Genomic DNA, 16,286 nt, shown 5'->3' with positions numbered 1-16,286 from the left:
CGACACCTGTCCCCTGTGATACGCACATTTTGCTGACAGCCTGTTCTACGATTGCCCTGCTGGCTTACCGTAAATAATAGTGAGCAGCTGACTAAGACGTCTGGTATACGTATGATCCCTGAGCGTCCGCTCGAAGGCACGGAGGGACATCTCCCGGCGCTCTTCCTCATGCGTCAGATAGTACTGGATTTTGTCCATCAGCTCGCGTGGGCTGGAGAAGGTGTCGATCTCTTCGCCCACCTTGTAGAAGGAGCCAAGATCGTCACGGGCATCGCTGAGCTGCAGCGTGCCGCTGGCAGCAATCTCGAACGTACGCGGATTCGGCGATACGGCCGGAATATACAGTGCGTTGTTGTTGACTGCATCGTCAATGTGCGAGCGGTGAAGGTTAATCACAATCTTCGAGCCGCTGTAGGCTACAGCCGTCTCCTGGGGGGACATCCATTTGCCGATCTCAATCCGGTCGCCATAGAGCGGCGCTTCAGGCAACCGGTCCCACCAGATTCCGTTAATGACCGTGTTATAGCTCATCAGCTCCGGCATAATATCGCGGAAGAAATTAATCCGGTTCCAGTAGGCAGACCCGATGAAGCTGACCTCCCGGCTGACCGGCGAACGTCCGGTAGTCGGACGGTAATGCTCACGGTGTGCGGCAAAGGGCAGATAGTGGACCTCCGTGCAGCCAAGGCCGCGGTAGATCTCTACGCAATTACGCTCCAGTGTGAATACATAGTCATAGTGAGCCACAATCTTCATTGTGAAATCGGTGTAATACGGATCATCGGTCAGCCAGATCGCGGTCTTAATGTCCTGGCCCCGCAGAATAGCCACCTGCTCCAGCGGTAAATCCAGACCATCCAGCACCAGCACGAGGTCGGGACGCTGGGCAGAAGCCAGCTCCACCAGATTCTGCCGCACATCAGTAATCGTGACCTGAACCGTTAACCGCTGCAGTGCGAAGAGCACGGCATCATCCAGCGGTGAATACGGATAGCCCTTGCCTGAAGCCACGTACATCACATGGATATTCCTTACCGGCTGCGGCTCCTCCGGACGTCCGTCCAGAACAGCCAGACGTCCCCGCAGATATCCTTCGTCATAGCCTCCCTTGAAGCCGGTCAGACGTCCCCGCAGCTTCTCTTCCTCCGCAGGGGTTCTCGGCAACGGCGGGGCAGGCATAATAAATTCGTTGTTCATGAGTATTCGCTCCTTTTGATCCATAATGAAATTCACCCTCTTGAAGTAAGAACACCCAGTAAATGAGGCAGACGCGAAGTAAAGGTATGCCGGCGCAGCGTGGTCTGCAGTCCCCGCAGCGCATACTGCCGGCGCTCCTTGTCGTGCTTCAGGTAATAATCAATTTTGCGCTTCAGCTCATCGGCAGAAGCGAAGGTCTCCAGATCCCGGCCCGGCTTGTAGTGGATATCCAGATCCTGCCGGATATCGGTCAGCTGCATCGTCCCGCAGGCGCTGATCTCATAGGTCCGGGGATTAATGGAGAGGGACGGAAGCTGGAACGTATTCCGGTTGTCCATCCCTCCCTCCCAGGGCCGGTGGATATTAATGACCAGCTTCGCGCCGCTGTAATAATTGGCGGTCTCCTCCGGCGGGATGAAGCCCTCTCTGATGTACGGAGACAGCTCCTCGAAGTGGGCCAGCCGCTCCCAGAATCCGCCGGCGATGAGCACCTTCTTTCCCTGCAGGAAGGGGACCAGTTCATCGAACAGCTCCGTACGGTTGCGGAAGGCGTTGCCGATGAACACGACATCATAGTGATATTGCGGTCCGGTGTGGCGCGGGTAGAACATCTGGGGGTTGACGCACAGCGGAAGATAGTGCACAGACGCCGTCCCCAGCGAACGGTAGAATTCCACACAGCCCAGTTCATGCGTGAACACATAATCGTAATGCCGGCAGATGACGGATGTGTCCTCGGTGAAATAAGGATCATCCACAAACCAGATCGCCGCCGGGATACCCAGCTGTCTTATTGCCATAATTTGTTCCAGATGATTCTCCGGAAATACATGCAGCCCGTTCATCACCAGCACCGCCTCAGGCAATTCGCGCGATGCCACCTCCAGCATAGTTTCCGGAGGACAGATGATCAGCTCGCTTACCAGCAGCCGCAGCGCTTCTGCGACTCCCGCATCGATGGCCTGAAACCCCTGGGGAACATACATCAGTTTTAACGGCTGACATTCCCCCACTTCAAGGGTATTCAGGCGCTTCACGGCTTCGCACAGGCCGAGATGGTACCCTTGCAGATAGCCATCCCGGTAATCCTGTGGAAGCCCGCCTCTCTTTTTTGTTTTCACGGCCTTCACCCTGCCCCGTTATATTCTCAAGACAGTAGTACTATATGCGGAGTCAGCATCCGCCTCATGGACATCTGTCTGTATCACACCGAAATTGGCATATGCCCCCGGTCTTTCGCCCGCTTGGCCCGAACCTCTACAGAATTCATCCACTCTTGTCCATGAGTGCATGCTCTGTACTCCGATGCTTGTTCAAGTACTTTGCGGGGACAACGGGAATCATCTACAATTAGGGAAACACCTACTGAGGAGGCACTAAGATATGAGTTCAATCTATGACCCTATGCTGTATCTGCGCCATGTCGAGCTGCTGCGCGATGCGGTCCCTTCCTTCGGAAGCTATCCGTTTAATCTGCCGGTGGTAAGAACCTTGGAACGGCTTGCTTTTCAGAAACAGGTCACTTTTCTTGTAGGGGAGAACGGTAGCGGGAAGTCTACCTTGCTGGAGGGCGTTGCTGCTGCCTGGGGGTTCAATCCGGAAGGGGGGACGCTGAATTTCTCGTTTAATACCCGCGCCTCGCATTCCAGTCTCTACGAATATTTGCGGATTGCCAAAGGGGTGCGGCGGCCGAAGGACGGCTTTTTCCTGCGTGCGGAGAGCTACTACAATGTGGCTACTTACATCGATGAGCTGGATGAGGACCCCGAGGCGGGAAGACCCATTAAATCCTCCTATGGAGGGAGCTCGCTGCATGAGCAGTCGCATGGAGAATCCTTCTTCTCCACATTCGTTCACCGCTTTGGCGGACAGGGCATCTATATTCTGGACGAGCCCGAAGCCGCTTTGTCTCCCCTGCGGCAGATGTCACTGCTGGCGCGGATGCATGAGCTGGCTGCGCAGAATTCCCAGTTCATCATCGCCACCCACTCCCCGATTCTGATGTCCTATCCGGGTGCAGAGATTCTTCTGCTGAAGGGAGAGAGTATCACGCCTGTTGCGCTGGAAGACACGGATCATTATACGGTCACCCGCGCCTTCATGACGAACCGGGAGAAGATGCTCCGCGAGCTGCTGGGCGACCACTAAAATAACCACAAACATATAAATTTTAAAAAAGACACCTCCAGGCGTTGAACGCCCGAGATGTCTCTTGAATTTGCATAGCTGCTCTGCATTTCTCTAATAAAGCTGATCATCCTTCTCCGTATTACAATCACTGTATTCATTCAGGAGCGCATCCAGCTTCACCGATTGGCGGAGTACCCGGACATCCTGCATCCCGTACTCCAAGGCCAGTTTGTTCAGTTCCTGTCTTGCCTGTTCAATCTTGTCCTTGTATTCGTCATTCCCCATAGCGGCCCCCTTGTAGGATGAGGCTGTATCAAGCCATTTCCACTCTTTTACTAAAGTTCCAAACACATTGTATTCTATAATCCGCTAGGGGTCAATTAAGGGTTTGACATGACAGGTTATTTCAGCAGCCTCGTCAGCTTATGCAGCGTCCAGCCCAGCATCGCTACCGCCATCATATCGAAGCAGACATTGAACAGGAACAGATGCTTGCCGATATCCGCGCGGCCGTCACCGAGGATCGGAACCAGGAACGAGAACAGCCCGATCAGTCCCAGCAGCATCATCAGTTCTCCGGCAATCCGCCCTGCCGCCTCCCGCGTACGGAAGTATTGATAGAACACTCCGGCGTAATACACTAGATAGAAAATAACCAGGAATCCGAGGGAATGGGGCAGATGCTTGTTCTTGAGCTCGCTCCACCCGCTGTACATTCCTGCTACCGCACCCGCAGGCTTGCCCTCGCTTTTCTCATAGCTTCCGAGATAGTAGGGACGGATGGACATGCTGTTAGCAGCCGCATACTTCATATTCTCTATTAACCGGCCAGGATGCTTCATATAAAAGAAAAGCACATCCTTATGCGATACACGGTCATAGAAATCCGGACCCAGCGATGGATCATCCTGCTTGATTGCCGTATCCCCCTGGAAATAATTCGTACCCGCCAGGACTTCTAGGTGCTCCGGCAGACCCAGGTCGCGAAGATCCCCGCGCACATCCGGCGATTCATTCAGAATGCCGAAGAACACCGTCTGATACAGGTTGATATGCTTAAGCTCCTTCGGCGCTGTCACGTACATAATCACTGATACCAGCGCTGTAGCCACCCCAAGCCCAAGTGCCAGCTTGCGCCAGCTGCCTGTTCCATGCAGCGTCCGCAGGCGCAGGAAGATCAGCGCGAAGGCGAGGCCGACGGGGGCATTCTGGATTTTGGAGCAGATCAGGAACAGCACGGCCACGAAGAACAGCGTAATTCCTTTGGAGGACGGCTGCTCCTGCCCGATAAGCCTCAGACCCAGCGCGAACGTAAGCAGCATGAAGACCATCGACACGGGTTCGCCGAACAGAGAGTTGAAATACGCCAGATAGCCGATATCGTAGAACACAAACAGCATTCCCGCACCCAGCAGCAGGCCCGTGGCATAGGAGCTCTTCGCACCCAGCTTGACGATCATCCACGTGGCAGCCAGCAGCAGCATTGCATATACCACTGCCAGAAGACGGATATCGAAGTAGCTGCCGTGAAATAAGCCCGCAAGCAGCCTTGGCACCAGCACCAGCAAAATTTGCGAGGACGGATAGAAGCCCTTGAACAGATCATCATAAGCAAACTTAGAATGACTGTAGCTAAAGAAGCGGTCGGCATAGTCCTCCCCGGCATCAAAATAATTCAGCCCGACCGTATTCATCATCCGCAAAAAATCGCCGTTATCGGCAACGCCTGTGAAGGGCCGCACGAACAACAGATAGAGGATCAGCACAGCGCCGGCCAGCGAGATGAGGTATTCGGGTTTCCATAGTCTTTTCATAACATTCTCCTAACGCTGCGGAAGCAGCTTCACATATTCGTCAGATAAGCCCATCAGCTTCAGGATATAGTCGTAATCGCTCTGATAGGCACTGAAATCCTTCACCGGCTCATGCGTATCCAGCGAGACCGCCTCACCGTCCGAGAAGCTCTTACCGGGCACAAACAACACTTCATCATTAAAAAACGAGCCTGTCGGCAAATAATAGCGCATGCCCACCACATTACGGTCCACATTCAGCAAATCATGCCCGAACGCCGTGAACCCTTCGTCCTTCAGCGATACCCCGAGCAGATTGGCTACCGTCGGCAGCACATCCAGCTGTCCGCCGGTCCGCTCCACAACCTGTCCCTGCTTCATACCGGGCACGTGGATCACGAGCGGAATGTTGAACCGGCTGATCCGGTCATCATACTTGATGCCCAGCGCGTCCTCCACCTGCTCCGCCGGGACGTCCTTCGGCTGCAGGCCGAAATGGTCACCGTACAGCACCAGCACGGTATCCTCCCACATCCCCTGCTGCTTCAATCCGTCAATCAGTGTGCCTATCGCATAATCCGTATAGTTCACCGCGCTCAGATAATCGCCCAGCATCGTGCCCTGAAGCTTGTCCGGTACCTGAATACGACGGAAGTTGTCCGGCACCTTGAACGGATGATGGCTGGAGGCTGTCACCAGTTGGGCGTAGAAAGGCGTGCCCTTCTGATGCAGCACCGCCAGCTTCTCCACGGCAGTAGCATAGAGCTGCTCATCGGAAGCCCCGAACGAATTGAAATGGTCATTCTTGAAGGAACCTTTGTCATAGTAGCCGTTGAAGCCAAGCGCCGGATACAGCTCATTCCGGTTCCAGAAGCCGACCTTATTCACATGGAACGTGTACGCCTCATACCCCTTATCCCGCAAAAGCCGCGGCAGTCCCGGCAGCTCCCGGTCCCCGAAGCCTGTGGACATGGCAAGCGAAGCGATCGGATAAATCGAGGTATTGCTCATAAATTCCGCATCCGAGGTATTGCCCGGACCTACCTGCTGATACACATGCGGGAAATAGAAGCCCTCTCCGGCCAGACCATTCAGCACCGGGGTCAGCTCCTGACCCTCCAGTGACTGATGCAGCGGGAAATTCTGGAACGCCTCCAGTTGGATGATGATGACGTTTTTCCCTTTTTGCGATCCGAAATGCTCTGGCAGTCCGCCTGTCACAGCCTTGTATGGGTAGGTAGCCTCCAGTGACTTCACCTTGGCTATCGTCTCCTGAATATCACCGGTCCCGATGAGGCCGTTATCCTCCCGGGCCTTGATCGCTGCCACCACCTCATAATTCAGGAATCCGGCCGTCTCCGCCTGGACCAGCTCATTGGTAATTCCCCGGGCCGAATGAATCGAATACGCCGATAGCGAGCCGCCCCCTATGATTGCCACCAGCAGCAGCACCAGATAGATGCTCCGGGTTCTGCTTGCAGGCTGGCTGCCCCGCTGCCAGCGCATAGGGCCTCTTTTCCATCTACGGAAGAGCGAATAAATTATCACTATCAGCAGATCGGCAAAAAACAGATAATCGACCCACTCAATCGTAGATTCCACACTCTCTTTGACCTGAAAGACCTGGTTCAGCTCATAGAGCGCCAGATAGGTAGGCACCGAGCCGAAGTGATTGAAATACACACTGGCCGCGAAGAGCAGCAGCGACAATAGGCCATTGAAGCTCCAGAAGACCCCTCTTCTCATCCGCCGAGGCGTAATTATAGCCAGCACACCGAGCAGCAGGAGCACCGGCGCCAGATCCGCAGCGATCCACTCCCAGGCAATCCGGTCAAAGAACAGCCCTCTCAACAGCAGCAGCTTCAGCCACAGCAGTCCCGCCACGATATAGAAATGCGCCTGCGCAGACGCAGGTTTGCCCTCTCTCATTGCCATCCCCTCTTACTCTCTTCATTAATAGTGGTGTAAAATTAATTCCTTATTTCTGTAAAAAGCTCACGTTGCTCTAGTATAGCAATACTTGTAAAGGGAATCAAAAGAGGGCCACCCTATTAAACAACTGAGCGGGAGAAAAGGTTCATTAAGGTCATTATCATTATCCGGACAAAAAAAGCAGAGGCGCAAAGTCCCCTGCATGGCTACAGTTTGAATCTGAGATGCTTCTGGTCCAGGCTGCAATCATGCCTCCGGTCACTATAGTCAGTTTGTCTGGAACAACTGGCGTGGAGCCCCTACCGCTCAGGATAGCCGCGCGCTGCCCAGTAATCTTTTAATCGAAAGGTTCGCTTCATGGAGCACGACTTCCTTGTCGATGGTCTTCAGCAGCCCTGTGTGCATAAGAATCTCACCGTCAACCATCGTTGTCTCCACATCGGCACGGGTGGCCGAGTAGACAATCCGCGAGATCGGGTCCACATCATAGGAGGGGAAGGTATGGAAATTATAGAGGTTAAGGATAGCCAGATCTGCCTTCTTGCCGACCTCGATGCTGCCGATCTGATCCTCCATCCCGACCGCCTTCGCCCCCCCGATGGTCGCCATCCGAAAGACGCTCCGGGCATCCATAATAGTCGGGCCATGCGCGGGCTTCTGGATGACTGCCGCCAGACGCATCTCGTTGAACATATCCAGGTTATTGTTGCAGGGCGCGCCGTCTGCACCCAGGCTGAGGTGAATATGGTCATTTAACATACCAGGCGTATCAGCAATGCCGGAGGCCAGCTTGAGGTTCGAGCCCGGACAGTGGCTGACATGAACACCGCGGTCCCGCAGAATCCGCTTTTCCTGCTCATCCAGCCAGACACAGTGAGCCAGAATCAGACGTTCGTTAGCCAGCCCCAGGTGATCCAGATAGACGACATTGCGCATACCGGTCATCGCCTGCACAAGCTCGATCTCGCCCAGATTCTCGGAAGCATGGGTATGCACCTTCACCCCGTAACGGGCCGAAAGGCTCTGCACCTCCCGCAGCAGCGGCTCCGTACAAGATATGACAAACCTTGGGGAAAAAGCATACTGAATCCGGCCATTCGCATATCCGTTCCATTTCTCCAGCAGATCCACACTCTCCTGCAGCGAAGCCGCCGTCTCCTCCTGCAGAGCCGCCGGTGCATCGGGGTTCTTCCGGTCCATCATGACCTTCCCTGACAACGCGCGGATACCGCTCTTCGCAATCGCCTGGAAGGCATAATCCGTATGATGTACCGTCTCCATATCCACGATGGTCGTTGTGCCGCTGGTGATTAATTCCCCAATGCCGAGCATGGCAGAATAGTACAGGGACTCCTCGTCATGCGCCGCCTCCAGCGGCCAGATCCGCTTGCGCAGCCAGTCCATCAGCTCCAGATCATCCCCTTTGCCGCGGAACAGCGTCTGGCACAGATGAATATGCGTCTGGATAAAGCCGGGGATAACCGTCCGCTTCTTAGCGTCTATGACAAGTTCATCCCCATTCCCTTCAAGGCCGGTGCCAATCTCCACAATCAGATCGCCCTTGATACGGATATCGCCATATATAATGTCCTCCTGCTTGTTCATCGTAACAATCTCCGCATGCTTGATCAGGATATTCGCCATTGTCTTCTCCCCCTAGTCTTGTTGATATCCGGCTGCCTGTAACACAAAAAGGCCACAAAAATATGCCTCAGCATATTTTCGTAGCCAGAAATTTACGGTTCCCGGTAGAGACCCTTAAACCAATTATTAAGGATATACGAAAAGGACTATTCAATTACTTATGAATAATCCCATCATAGTTCAAAGACAACTTTCATGTCAATAAGAGTTATTAAAGTTAACATTATTATTCGATAAAGTGAGTTTAGGGCATGAATCAACATTTTTAACAATAGAAAATCAGACTTCAATGTGATGTTAACTAACTTAAGCAGAAGTTATCTCTCCATGTTATCTGGCAGCACCTTCTCAAACACCGGAAAAGCAGCGGTACGGCCGGGAAAACAAATCTCGCCTCTCTGTGAATACCCGAGCGAAGGATACAGCTTAAGCACCCTGTCATTCTTCGCATATGTATCAAGCCGGATGCTTCTATACCCGCTGCTGCGGGCGAATTCCTCGGCAAAGGCGATCAGCCGCCGGGCAATCCCTCTGCCCTGAATCTCGGGATGTACCGCGAGCCGGTGCATGATCAGATGCGGCCCCTGCTGCTGTTCCCATTCAATGCCTGCATATTGCTCCGCCTGGTTCTCATCCAGCACAAGAATCCCGGCAATCGCCTCATGCTCCAGGCAGACAAATAAGGTGCCCTTACCGATATCTTCACTAATGACTTCCCGGTTAGGGTACCCTTCATCCCATTGATCGCTTCCGCCTGCCTGCATAACTTGTACACATTCGGCAATCAGATTCATGATCTCCTGGATTTCCTCACTCCGCGCTCTTCGTATCTCATTCCCCATCATGTGTGTTCCCCGCTTTCCTGCCTGAATAGTGACCCCGGTAAAGATTCTGTTAAGAAGTCTACCATATCCGGCCGGAAATTCCGAGAGCGCACCTTATCCCAAAGTTCCCCATGTGCTATAGGGGCGGCGCAATATGCGCCAGCCCCTATATAACCGCAGCCCTGGTCCGCTGCTGTTCCTGCGGCTCTGTCAGCCAAGCTCCAGCTTATGCCCGTCCTCGAAGCCCTTGGCGAAACCGGCGTCGAACCCCACGTTGTATGCTTCGGTGTAGCCCTGCTGATAGGCGTCTCCCGGCGGCAGTTCCGGCGGGACGCCCAGCTCCGGGGGGAGCGGAATCACCTGCGGCACCAATGGTGTTTCGATTGCCGGTATGACCTGCACAGCGCGCACCCTGCGTAACCGGCGGCGTAGCCTTCTTTTTTTGCGCAGCTGCAGGGATTTCTTCCCCGGCTTACCGGGCAGACCCTTGCGCGATTTGCGTCCGGGACCTTTGCGTATCCGTGTCTTCCGTGACAGCAGCGGTCTGCGTCTCTTGCCCTTGCCCGTGGAACCAAGCTTGCCCAGTCTCTTTCTCTTCATCATCTACGCCTCCTGTACTTCATCTACTTCTGGCGGTCCCCTCTGAGCAGACCTTGCTCAGCCAGGGGGCTGCAGGCACTCCTTCTTTGGGCTCATGCAGCGAAATACCGGATATCATCCGGCACATCGAACTCTGGTACCCGCTAAGAATCCTGATATTGTCGCTCAGCTTGCGGGCTGTCAGCTCCGATTGCCCCGTCACTTCAGCAATACTCTCGAGGATGGCTGCAAGCGCTGCCTGGCTGCGGGCGATCGAGCGGATCATCTCCAGCTTGACGGCGTGTTCGGAGAGCAGCCCGCCGCTCATTTGCTGTCGTCCCCGAAGCTGAAGCCCTCGCCATCCCCGCCGAAATCGCCGCCCTCGTCTTCCCCGCTGCCCAGCACCGCCTTCAGATTGCTGTACAGCCCGTTCTCCAGCTTCGTCAGCCCCTCTACCATTTCCACGATTACCTCGTGAATAGAGATGGATTCCTTCAACTGGTCTTCGTGGGAGTCGAACGCTCTAGCGTGGATATGATGATGGGTCCACTGCTTCACTTTTTCCGCTTCCACCGCTTTGGCCTCGAGAATCATCGCGATGTTCCACTGGATGGCAGCGGTCGACTCCAGCATTTGCAGATATGCCTTTTCTCTGCTCATCCTCCGCCTCCTTGCTCAGGTTACACGTTACCCTTACTCTTCTTCCTGACCGTTTAATTCCTTGATGACCCTGCCTACTCCCTCAGCCATCGCCTCTTCAAGATCAGCAAGTGCATTGAGATAAGCAATGATATTTTTGTTGACTTGGCCTGAGCTTTCCACCAGCCCACTGAATCCGCCGAAATCAGGGTCCGCATCCGGCAGATCGTGAACTATTTGCGACATACGGACGGCTACGTGGCGTTCGGCGTCGAGAATCCGTGCCATTTGTTCGTGCGTATGGGCCATGTGCTGCAGGACTTTTGTAATTTTACTCTGCACCTTCATGTCTCCTTTGCTCAAACGCCCTGCTACAGCATATGCGGCATCCGCCTTGACGGTGCCGGAGAAGCGCCGCAAGTTGGGCTGGGACATGTCGCAAGATGACCATTAATTTCAATGTTCGAATCCCCGTGTCCGCTTCCGCTTCAAGGTACGGAGAAGGCTGCAAACTGGAGCATATTATTGACAAGGAACAGGACGGCAGACTATGCTTGGCTGAAAATACTTCCTAATGGTGTATGTCCGCATCTATGTACCCACATTAGAACTGGAGGCAATCTATGAAACTTACAGGTGAACACCTGGACCTATCTCCTCTAAGCGCATCCGAGCTGGCGTTAGCCTTAGAGAATTACGCCGGGCTGGAGCAGGCGCTGGGCCTGAACGTGACGGCAACCGCAACCCTGCTGGACGATGAAGAGATGCGCTATGCGCTGCGGGTCAGGCATGCGAAGGTACTACAGGATGAAGAGAACTACTGCTGGCTGACCATGTGGGCCATCATCCACCAGGAGCAGCGGCAGCTCATTGGCTTCCTGATTCTCAAAAGCCGCCCGAACGAGCAAGGAGAGGTCATCGTTGGTTATGTCCTGGACGAGAGATACTGGGGCCAGGGCTATGCCACAGAAGCGCTGCGGCAGATCACCGCCTGGATCTTCGGCCATCCCGGCGCACGCTGGGTCATTGCAGATACCGAGAAGGACAACATCGCCTCCCAGCGTGTCCTGCAGCACCTGGGTGCGGAGCTGTACCGCGAGACCGAGGATTTATTCTGGTGGCGAATCGCCCGGCCAGCCAGTGACTGATGGTGATGAGCTGAAGACGTTTAGCTGAGGGCGTTGAGCTGAAGGTTGCTAGCTGGGGCGATATGCTGCGAACGATATGCTGGTGGCTGCATGCTTGGGCAATAAGTAGAGACGTTTAGCTGAGGCTGCTAGCTGGGGGCGATGAGTGAAGACGTTAAGCTGAGGCTGCATGCTGGCGGCGATGAGTTGAAGACGTTAAGCTGAGGCTGTAAGCTGGCGGCGATGAGCTGGCTGCTGCACTGCCCATCGGGGCAGCTCGAACGACTTTGGATCCCTGCGCCCGCTTGCGGCGGGTTTCAGGGGCATTTGTGCCTCATTTCCGCCCAACCCCGACTTTTGCCCGATTCAAGGGTATTAGTGCTCCTCATTTCCGGCCAGCGCCGACTTTCTCCGCATTCAGGGGCATTTGTGCTCTTCATTTCCGCCCAACCCCGACTTTTGCCGGATTCAGGGGCATTTGTGCTCTTCATTTCCGCCGAACGCCAACTTTCTCCGGATTCAAGTGTATTTGTGCTCTTCATTCCAGCTTCCAGCCCACTTCTAGCGAATTCAGAGGGATTTATCCCTTTCATTCCAGCCGCCAGCCCATTCCCGGCAAATTCAGAGGGATTTATCCCTTTTATTCCAGCCGCCAGCCCATTCCCGGCAAATTCAGAGGGATTTATCCCTTTAGTTACCTTTGACCATTCAAGTTTCCTACCATCCTCAATCTCTTCCTATGTAGACCAACTAATTACTATTCCCTTCCCCACCTCTCCGCCGCCCTACATTAATCGCCCCCACCAAGCGGAAACGGCTTTGCCGTCCTTTTAATGGACAGTACCGTTTCGGCGAGAAATAGAAGGATAAGTTATCGTGTGAAACATATAAATTCTATTTCCAAAAAAAAGCCGCCCCTCAGGGCAGCGTATCTCTCAGCTTATCTCCGGCTTCGCGCAGAGACTGGAAGGTTCCCGCGTCGCTCCACCAGCCTTGCAGCACATCATAGCTTAGCTTGCGCTCTACAGCATACAGGTTGTTCACATCGGTAATCTCCAGCTCGCCCCTTCGGGAAGGCGAAATCCGGCGGATGATATCGAATACAGCTTCATCGTACATATATATGCCTGTAACACAGAATTTCGTCTTCGGCTGCTCCGGCTTCTCTTCAATGTAAGCAATCAGGGAGGCATCGGCGCTGTCAAACACCGGAACCCCGTATCTGCGCGCATCCTCGACAGGCTTCAGGAGCACCTTCGCGGTCCCCGCCGGCTGCTGCAGATAACTCTTCACGTAAGGCTCCAGACTATCCTTGAACAGATTATCCCCCAGTAGTACGACAAACCGTTCCCCCGGCAGGATGAATCCTTCCGCCAGCTCCAGCGCTTCCGCGATGCCGCCTGCCGCCTCCTGGATTTTGTAAGTCAGGGATACGCCGAATTCCGCACCGCTGCCCAAAAAGTCAGTGTACTGTCCTGCGGACTGTTTGCTGATGACCAGGAGAATATCGGTGATCCCCCCCTGGCGCAGCCGCTCAATCCCGTAGCACACCATAGGGTATTTGCCGACCGGAAGCAAATGTTTGTTCATCAGCCGGGTGAGCGGGTATAGCCTTGTTCCTGTTCCGCCTGCCAGTATGACTCCTTTCACTTACGTTCCTCCTCTTTCTCTACGTCTTTTGCCTTCGGCCAGCGGCCTCAGATGAACTGCGCCGGGTCCACTTGCCACTTCTCTATAAAAAACCTGCGGTTGCGCTCCACCAGCTCCTGCAATGAGGCGGAATAGACCTCCTTGAAGCTGGCGCTGCCTTCATGATGAACCAGGCAATCTCCGGCAATCAGCAGCCGGTATCCCTGCAGCCGGGCACGGTAGCAGTAATCGTCATCCTCATAATGGCCCGGCGAGAATCGTTCATCGAGCAGGCCGATCGCGTCCATAAGCTGTCTTTTGAATAAAAAGCACAGACCTACAAGCCTTCGGGTCTCCACCCACTTCGCTGCATCAGGAATATTGGCCCGGAGCGCCTCGGCATGGAACCCTGCAATATCGGTATAGCCGGTCTGTACCTGCTGCCGTCCGCTGGCATAATTCGTCACCGGTCCGACAATTCCTATATCGGAGGCACTGTACAAGGCGCTCTTCAGATTATCCAGCCAACCTTGCGACACAATGACGTCATTGTTCAGCAGCAGCAGCTCCTCCCCCGCAGCCAGCTGCAGCCCAATATTGCAGGCCAGCGGAAAACCGCGGTTCTCCGGGAGGGAAATGAACGTCAGCTTGCTGGCGCGGCAGTAGGCTTCGGTACCATCATCCGAGGCATTGTCCACTACAATAATCTCATAGGCAGACCGGGTATGCGCTCTGATCGATTCGACGCAGGAACGCAGCAGCCCAAGCCTGTTATACGTAGGAATAATAATGCTCGTCATTGTCATAGCGCGTTCCTCCAGGCGGCAATCTGCCGGCGGTGCTCCAGCAAATTATCGGCCGACAGCTGCCCGCTGCTCTGCTGGTGGGCAATCACACAGACCAGGGCTTCCGCGTGATCACCGGCAATCAGCTGCTCCATGGCATTCCCGGCTCCCGTGTTCCCCTGTCGCAGCCGGTTTTGCTTGATCACATTCACCCCTCCGGCCTTCTCCACCCGCAGGCGGCCCAGAATGGAGAGCGCCAGCGCCCGAGGCGGCACCATCAGCTCACGGTAGCCGATTCTCTCCAGCGCCCGGCGGGATAAGGCATGCGGAACCGCCGTCATGGAGCTTGCTCCAAGATCAGGGCGGCCCAGAACCTGATTCAGGTAGAGCTTGCAGCGGGTAACCGCATCACTTAGCCCGAAGGGCGGCAGCAGCGGATCAAGGTCATTGAGCGCCACATCCACCCCCCGGTCCACCGCAGCCACAAAAGAGGACAGCTGCCCGGCGGAGATCACCATATCGCCGTCCAGAAACAACAGGATATCTCCCCGGCTAAGCTTGGCGCCAAGAGAACGTCCCACATCATGTCCGGCAGATTCCGGAATGTACACTATACTTGCCTGAGCACATAGCCGGGTCCGCTGAAAGCTGCGGTCATTACATCCATTGAGCACAACAATAATTTCTTGCGGCTTCAGGCGTTCCACCTGCTCCAACAGCTTCGGCAACGTCTGCTCTTCATTCCTGGCCGAGATAATGACCGACAGCGAACCCTGCGATGTCGGCAGGGCCAGGGTCCGCCGCCCGGAAGCGGGCTTCCGCTTGGACCGGGAGAGGCCAGGGCCCGCCGCCGCAGGCTTGTTGCGGCGCTTCGCGGACCGCCGCTTAGCCGCGCCTCCACGTACTACTGCGCTGCGTCTGGCGGCGCGGCCTGTAGAGCCACTGCCTCCAGGCGCAGTACGCCCCGCTGAAGACCGGCCGCTGACGGATACTTCCCGCGCTCCCATCATCTCACCATCTCCCTTCGCCGGATGCCGTCCCCGAAGCCTGCCCGGCCGCCCTTGCGTTCCAGCACCATTGCTACAGCATCCAGGTGGTCTCTGAGGATAGCCTCCTGCAGAAGATCACTGCCGCTGTGCTTCCGGCGGACCGCATTCATCCTGCCCACAGGCACGTTATGCACCGCCGTCACCACCAGGCCCTCCAGTACCGCCTGCGCATGTGCGAGCGGCGGCCTCGACAGCAGACCGCTGCCCAGAACATCCAGCGCCCTGCGGCTAATCGCATGAGGAACGGCGGTCAAGGAGCAGCCCTTCAGCTCAGACCTTCCGAGCAGAAGATTCAGCACATGCTTGGATAACACCACCGGATGCGGAAATCTGCTGCGGACCGGGCCGGAATAATCATTCAAGGCCAGATCCGCTCCGCCGCTTACCGCGTTCACGAAGGGACGCAGCTGCGAGGCGGGGATCACCAGATCCCCGTCTGTGAACAGCAGAACCGCTCCCTTTGCCGCCTCCGCGCCTACGCTTCGCCCGACATCGTGTCCGAGCGGCTGTTCATACACAATTACGTTAGCTCCGCAGGAGCGCGCAATATCTGCGGTCTGATCCGCAGAACCGTTAACAATCACAATAACCTCACAGCGGGGATGAACGCCTCTGGCTCCGGCAATCACTGCGGCAATCGTCGCCGCCTCATTCATGGCCGGAATAATAACCGACACCTCAGGCTGCGGATGATTCACCGCAGGCGGCAGTACAGCAGGCCGTACCGGCCTTGCCACCGGCCGCCTTGTTGTCCGGGTTGCCCGCCGCCCCGTGCGGCGGGCAGATGCTCCTTTTCTTTTCATGCTCATCCACCTTCCTTCACAGGGCTGCTCCCGGGCTGAGGGTTACACCATAGTCTATGTATCCCGCCACCCCCGGTAACGGCAAGTGTCTCCCTGAGCGCAGATAATTGGACAAATGCCGCTATGCGCCTCCACCCGGCAATAGGCCGCCACAG

Annotated in this window: 17 protein-coding genes and 1 riboswitch; of the genes, 2 read left to right on the top strand and 15 right to left on the bottom strand. The window is 55.4% G+C overall.

Going from position 1 to position 16,286, the window contains the following annotated elements:
* Positions 1–45: 45 nt before the first annotated feature.
* Both C173_RS18245 and C173_RS18240 read right to left on the bottom strand, forming a co-directional pair.
* Positions 46–1,197: a CgeB family protein gene (locus C173_RS18245; protein WP_081751233.1), complete on the bottom strand. Its 1,152-nt coding sequence runs from the start codon at positions 1,195–1,197 to the stop codon at positions 46–48.
* A 32-nt stretch (positions 1,198–1,229) separates the two neighbouring features.
* Positions 1,230–2,327: a glycosyltransferase family protein gene (locus C173_RS18240; protein ID WP_036727132.1), complete on the bottom strand. Its 1,098-nt coding sequence runs from the start codon at positions 2,325–2,327 to the stop codon at positions 1,230–1,232.
* Positions 2,328–2,580: 253 nt separating this feature from the next.
* Here C173_RS18240 and C173_RS18235 point away from each other — a divergent pair, with 253 nt between their 5' ends.
* The gene (locus tag C173_RS18235) at positions 2,581–3,345 is read left to right on the top strand and encodes an AAA family ATPase (protein ID WP_036727130.1); all 765 of its coding nucleotides are present in this window, start codon (positions 2,581–2,583) and stop codon (positions 3,343–3,345) included.
* A gap of 93 nt (positions 3,346–3,438) precedes the next feature.
* On the opposite strand, the gene C173_RS33720 is transcribed toward C173_RS18235, so the two are convergent.
* From C173_RS33720 to C173_RS18195, 9 genes are all read right to left on the bottom strand, one after another.
* Positions 3,439–3,612 carry an aspartyl-phosphate phosphatase Spo0E family protein gene (locus C173_RS33720; protein ID WP_076082320.1) on the bottom strand — a complete coding sequence of 58 codons (174 nt, stop codon included), beginning with the start codon at positions 3,610–3,612 and terminating at the stop codon, positions 3,439–3,441.
* Between the two features lie 116 nt (positions 3,613–3,728).
* Positions 3,729–5,141, bottom strand: a complete 1,413-nt coding sequence (gene wsfD, locus C173_RS18230; protein ID WP_036727128.1) for a glycan biosynthesis hexose transferase WsfD — start codon at positions 5,139–5,141, stop codon at positions 3,729–3,731.
* Positions 5,142–5,150: 9 nt separating this feature from the next.
* Positions 5,151–7,049 carry an LTA synthase family protein gene (locus C173_RS18225; RefSeq protein ID WP_036727127.1) on the bottom strand — a complete coding sequence of 633 codons (1,899 nt, stop codon included), beginning with the start codon at positions 7,047–7,049 and terminating at the stop codon, positions 5,151–5,153.
* A 309-nt stretch (positions 7,050–7,358) separates the two neighbouring features.
* Complete coding sequence (locus C173_RS18220) at positions 7,359–8,696, bottom strand: 5'-deoxyadenosine deaminase (RefSeq protein WP_036727125.1); 1,338 nt, start codon at positions 8,694–8,696, stop codon at positions 7,359–7,361.
* Between the two features lie 61 nt (positions 8,697–8,757).
* Positions 8,758–8,856, bottom strand: a riboswitch (purine riboswitch).
* A gap of 157 nt (positions 8,857–9,013) precedes the next feature.
* Positions 9,014–9,541 carry a GNAT family N-acetyltransferase gene (locus C173_RS18215; RefSeq protein ID WP_235191942.1) on the bottom strand — a complete coding sequence of 176 codons (528 nt, stop codon included), beginning with the start codon at positions 9,539–9,541 and terminating at the stop codon, positions 9,014–9,016.
* A 189-nt stretch (positions 9,542–9,730) separates the two neighbouring features.
* Complete coding sequence (locus C173_RS18210; RefSeq protein WP_036727124.1) at positions 9,731–10,120, bottom strand: hypothetical protein; 390 nt, start codon at positions 10,118–10,120, stop codon at positions 9,731–9,733.
* Positions 10,121–10,139: 19 nt separating this feature from the next.
* The gene (locus C173_RS18205) at positions 10,140–10,427 is read right to left on the bottom strand and encodes a hypothetical protein (protein WP_036701531.1); all 288 of its coding nucleotides are present in this window, start codon (positions 10,425–10,427) and stop codon (positions 10,140–10,142) included.
* Positions 10,424–10,759: a hypothetical protein gene (locus tag C173_RS18200; protein ID WP_036727122.1), complete on the bottom strand. Its 336-nt coding sequence runs from the start codon at positions 10,757–10,759 to the stop codon at positions 10,424–10,426. The genes C173_RS18205 and C173_RS18200 overlap by 4 nt, the downstream gene beginning before the upstream one ends.
* Positions 10,760–10,792: 33 nt before the next feature.
* Positions 10,793–11,086, bottom strand: a complete 294-nt coding sequence (locus C173_RS18195) for a nucleoside-diphosphate sugar epimerase (RefSeq protein WP_081751236.1) — start codon at positions 11,084–11,086, stop codon at positions 10,793–10,795.
* Positions 11,087–11,361: 275 nt separating this feature from the next.
* Between C173_RS18195 and C173_RS18190 the strand changes: the two genes are divergently transcribed.
* Positions 11,362–11,886, top strand: coding sequence for a GNAT family N-acetyltransferase (locus C173_RS18190; RefSeq protein WP_036727120.1), 525 nt, complete (start codon positions 11,362–11,364; stop codon positions 11,884–11,886).
* Between the two features lie 897 nt (positions 11,887–12,783).
* Here the strand turns inward: C173_RS18190 and C173_RS18185 are convergent.
* From C173_RS18185 to C173_RS18170, 4 genes are read right to left on the bottom strand one after another with little or no spacing between them, the layout of a single operon-like run.
* Positions 12,784–13,515 (bottom strand): sugar phosphate nucleotidyltransferase, encoded by a 732-nt coding sequence (locus C173_RS18185; RefSeq protein WP_036727118.1) that lies wholly within the window; start codon positions 13,513–13,515, stop codon positions 12,784–12,786.
* Positions 13,516–13,562: 47 nt separating this feature from the next.
* Positions 13,563–14,300, bottom strand: a complete 738-nt coding sequence (locus tag C173_RS18180) for a glycosyltransferase family 2 protein (RefSeq protein WP_036727116.1) — start codon at positions 14,298–14,300, stop codon at positions 13,563–13,565.
* A complete protein-coding gene (locus tag C173_RS18175) occupies positions 14,297–15,289 on the bottom strand; it encodes a glycosyltransferase family 2 protein (RefSeq protein WP_051478157.1) in 993 nt (330 codons plus the stop codon). The genes C173_RS18180 and C173_RS18175 overlap by 4 nt, the downstream gene beginning before the upstream one ends.
* Positions 15,286–16,131, bottom strand: coding sequence for a glycosyltransferase family 2 protein (locus C173_RS18170; RefSeq protein WP_235191941.1), 846 nt, complete (start codon positions 16,129–16,131; stop codon positions 15,286–15,288). The genes C173_RS18175 and C173_RS18170 overlap by 4 nt, the downstream gene beginning before the upstream one ends.
* Positions 16,132–16,286 lie beyond the last annotated feature (155 nt).

The organism is Paenibacillus sp. FSL R7-277 (assembly GCF_000517965.1).
Lineage (GTDB): Bacteria > Bacillota > Bacilli > Paenibacillales > Paenibacillaceae > Paenibacillus_AQ > Paenibacillus_AQ silagei.
Note: the sequence above shows the minus strand (reverse complement) of the source record. Positions and strands in the feature narration are given on the sequence as shown.

Bases quoted from the DNA above. Each gene is read 5' to 3' on its own strand.
- C173_RS18245 (WP_081751233.1), bottom strand. From the start codon at position 1,197: ATGAACAACGAATTTATTATGCCTGCCCCGCCGTTGCCGAGAACCCCT.
- C173_RS18235 (WP_036727130.1), top strand. From the start codon at position 2,581: ATGAGTTCAATCTATGACCCTATGCTGTATCTGCGCCATGTCGAGCTG.
- C173_RS33720 (WP_076082320.1), bottom strand. From the start codon at position 3,612: ATGGGGAATGACGAATACAAGGACAAGATTGAACAGGCAAGACAGGAA.
- wsfD (WP_036727128.1), bottom strand. From the start codon at position 5,141: ATGAAAAGACTATGGAAACCCGAATACCTCATCTCGCTGGCCGGCGCT.
- C173_RS18225 (WP_036727127.1), bottom strand. From the start codon at position 7,049: ATGAGAGAGGGCAAACCTGCGTCTGCGCAGGCGCATTTCTATATCGTG.
- C173_RS18220 (WP_036727125.1), bottom strand. From the start codon at position 8,696: ATGGCGAATATCCTGATCAAGCATGCGGAGATTGTTACGATGAACAAG.
- C173_RS18215 (WP_235191942.1), bottom strand. From the start codon at position 9,541: ATGATGGGGAATGAGATACGAAGAGCGCGGAGTGAGGAAATCCAGGAG.
- C173_RS18210 (WP_036727124.1), bottom strand. From the start codon at position 10,120: ATGAAGAGAAAGAGACTGGGCAAGCTTGGTTCCACGGGCAAGGGCAAG.
- C173_RS18205 (WP_036701531.1), bottom strand. From the start codon at position 10,427: ATGAGCGGCGGGCTGCTCTCCGAACACGCCGTCAAGCTGGAGATGATC.
- C173_RS18200 (WP_036727122.1), bottom strand. From the start codon at position 10,759: ATGAGCAGAGAAAAGGCATATCTGCAAATGCTGGAGTCGACCGCTGCC.
- C173_RS18195 (WP_081751236.1), bottom strand. From the start codon at position 11,086: ATGAAGGTGCAGAGTAAAATTACAAAAGTCCTGCAGCACATGGCCCAT.
- C173_RS18190 (WP_036727120.1), top strand. From the start codon at position 11,362: ATGAAACTTACAGGTGAACACCTGGACCTATCTCCTCTAAGCGCATCC.
- C173_RS18180 (WP_036727116.1), bottom strand. From the start codon at position 14,300: ATGACAATGACGAGCATTATTATTCCTACGTATAACAGGCTTGGGCTG.
- C173_RS18175 (WP_051478157.1), bottom strand. From the start codon at position 15,289: ATGATGGGAGCGCGGGAAGTATCCGTCAGCGGCCGGTCTTCAGCGGGG.
- C173_RS18170 (WP_235191941.1), bottom strand. From the start codon at position 16,131: ATGAAAAGAAAAGGAGCATCTGCCCGCCGCACGGGGCGGCGGGCAACC.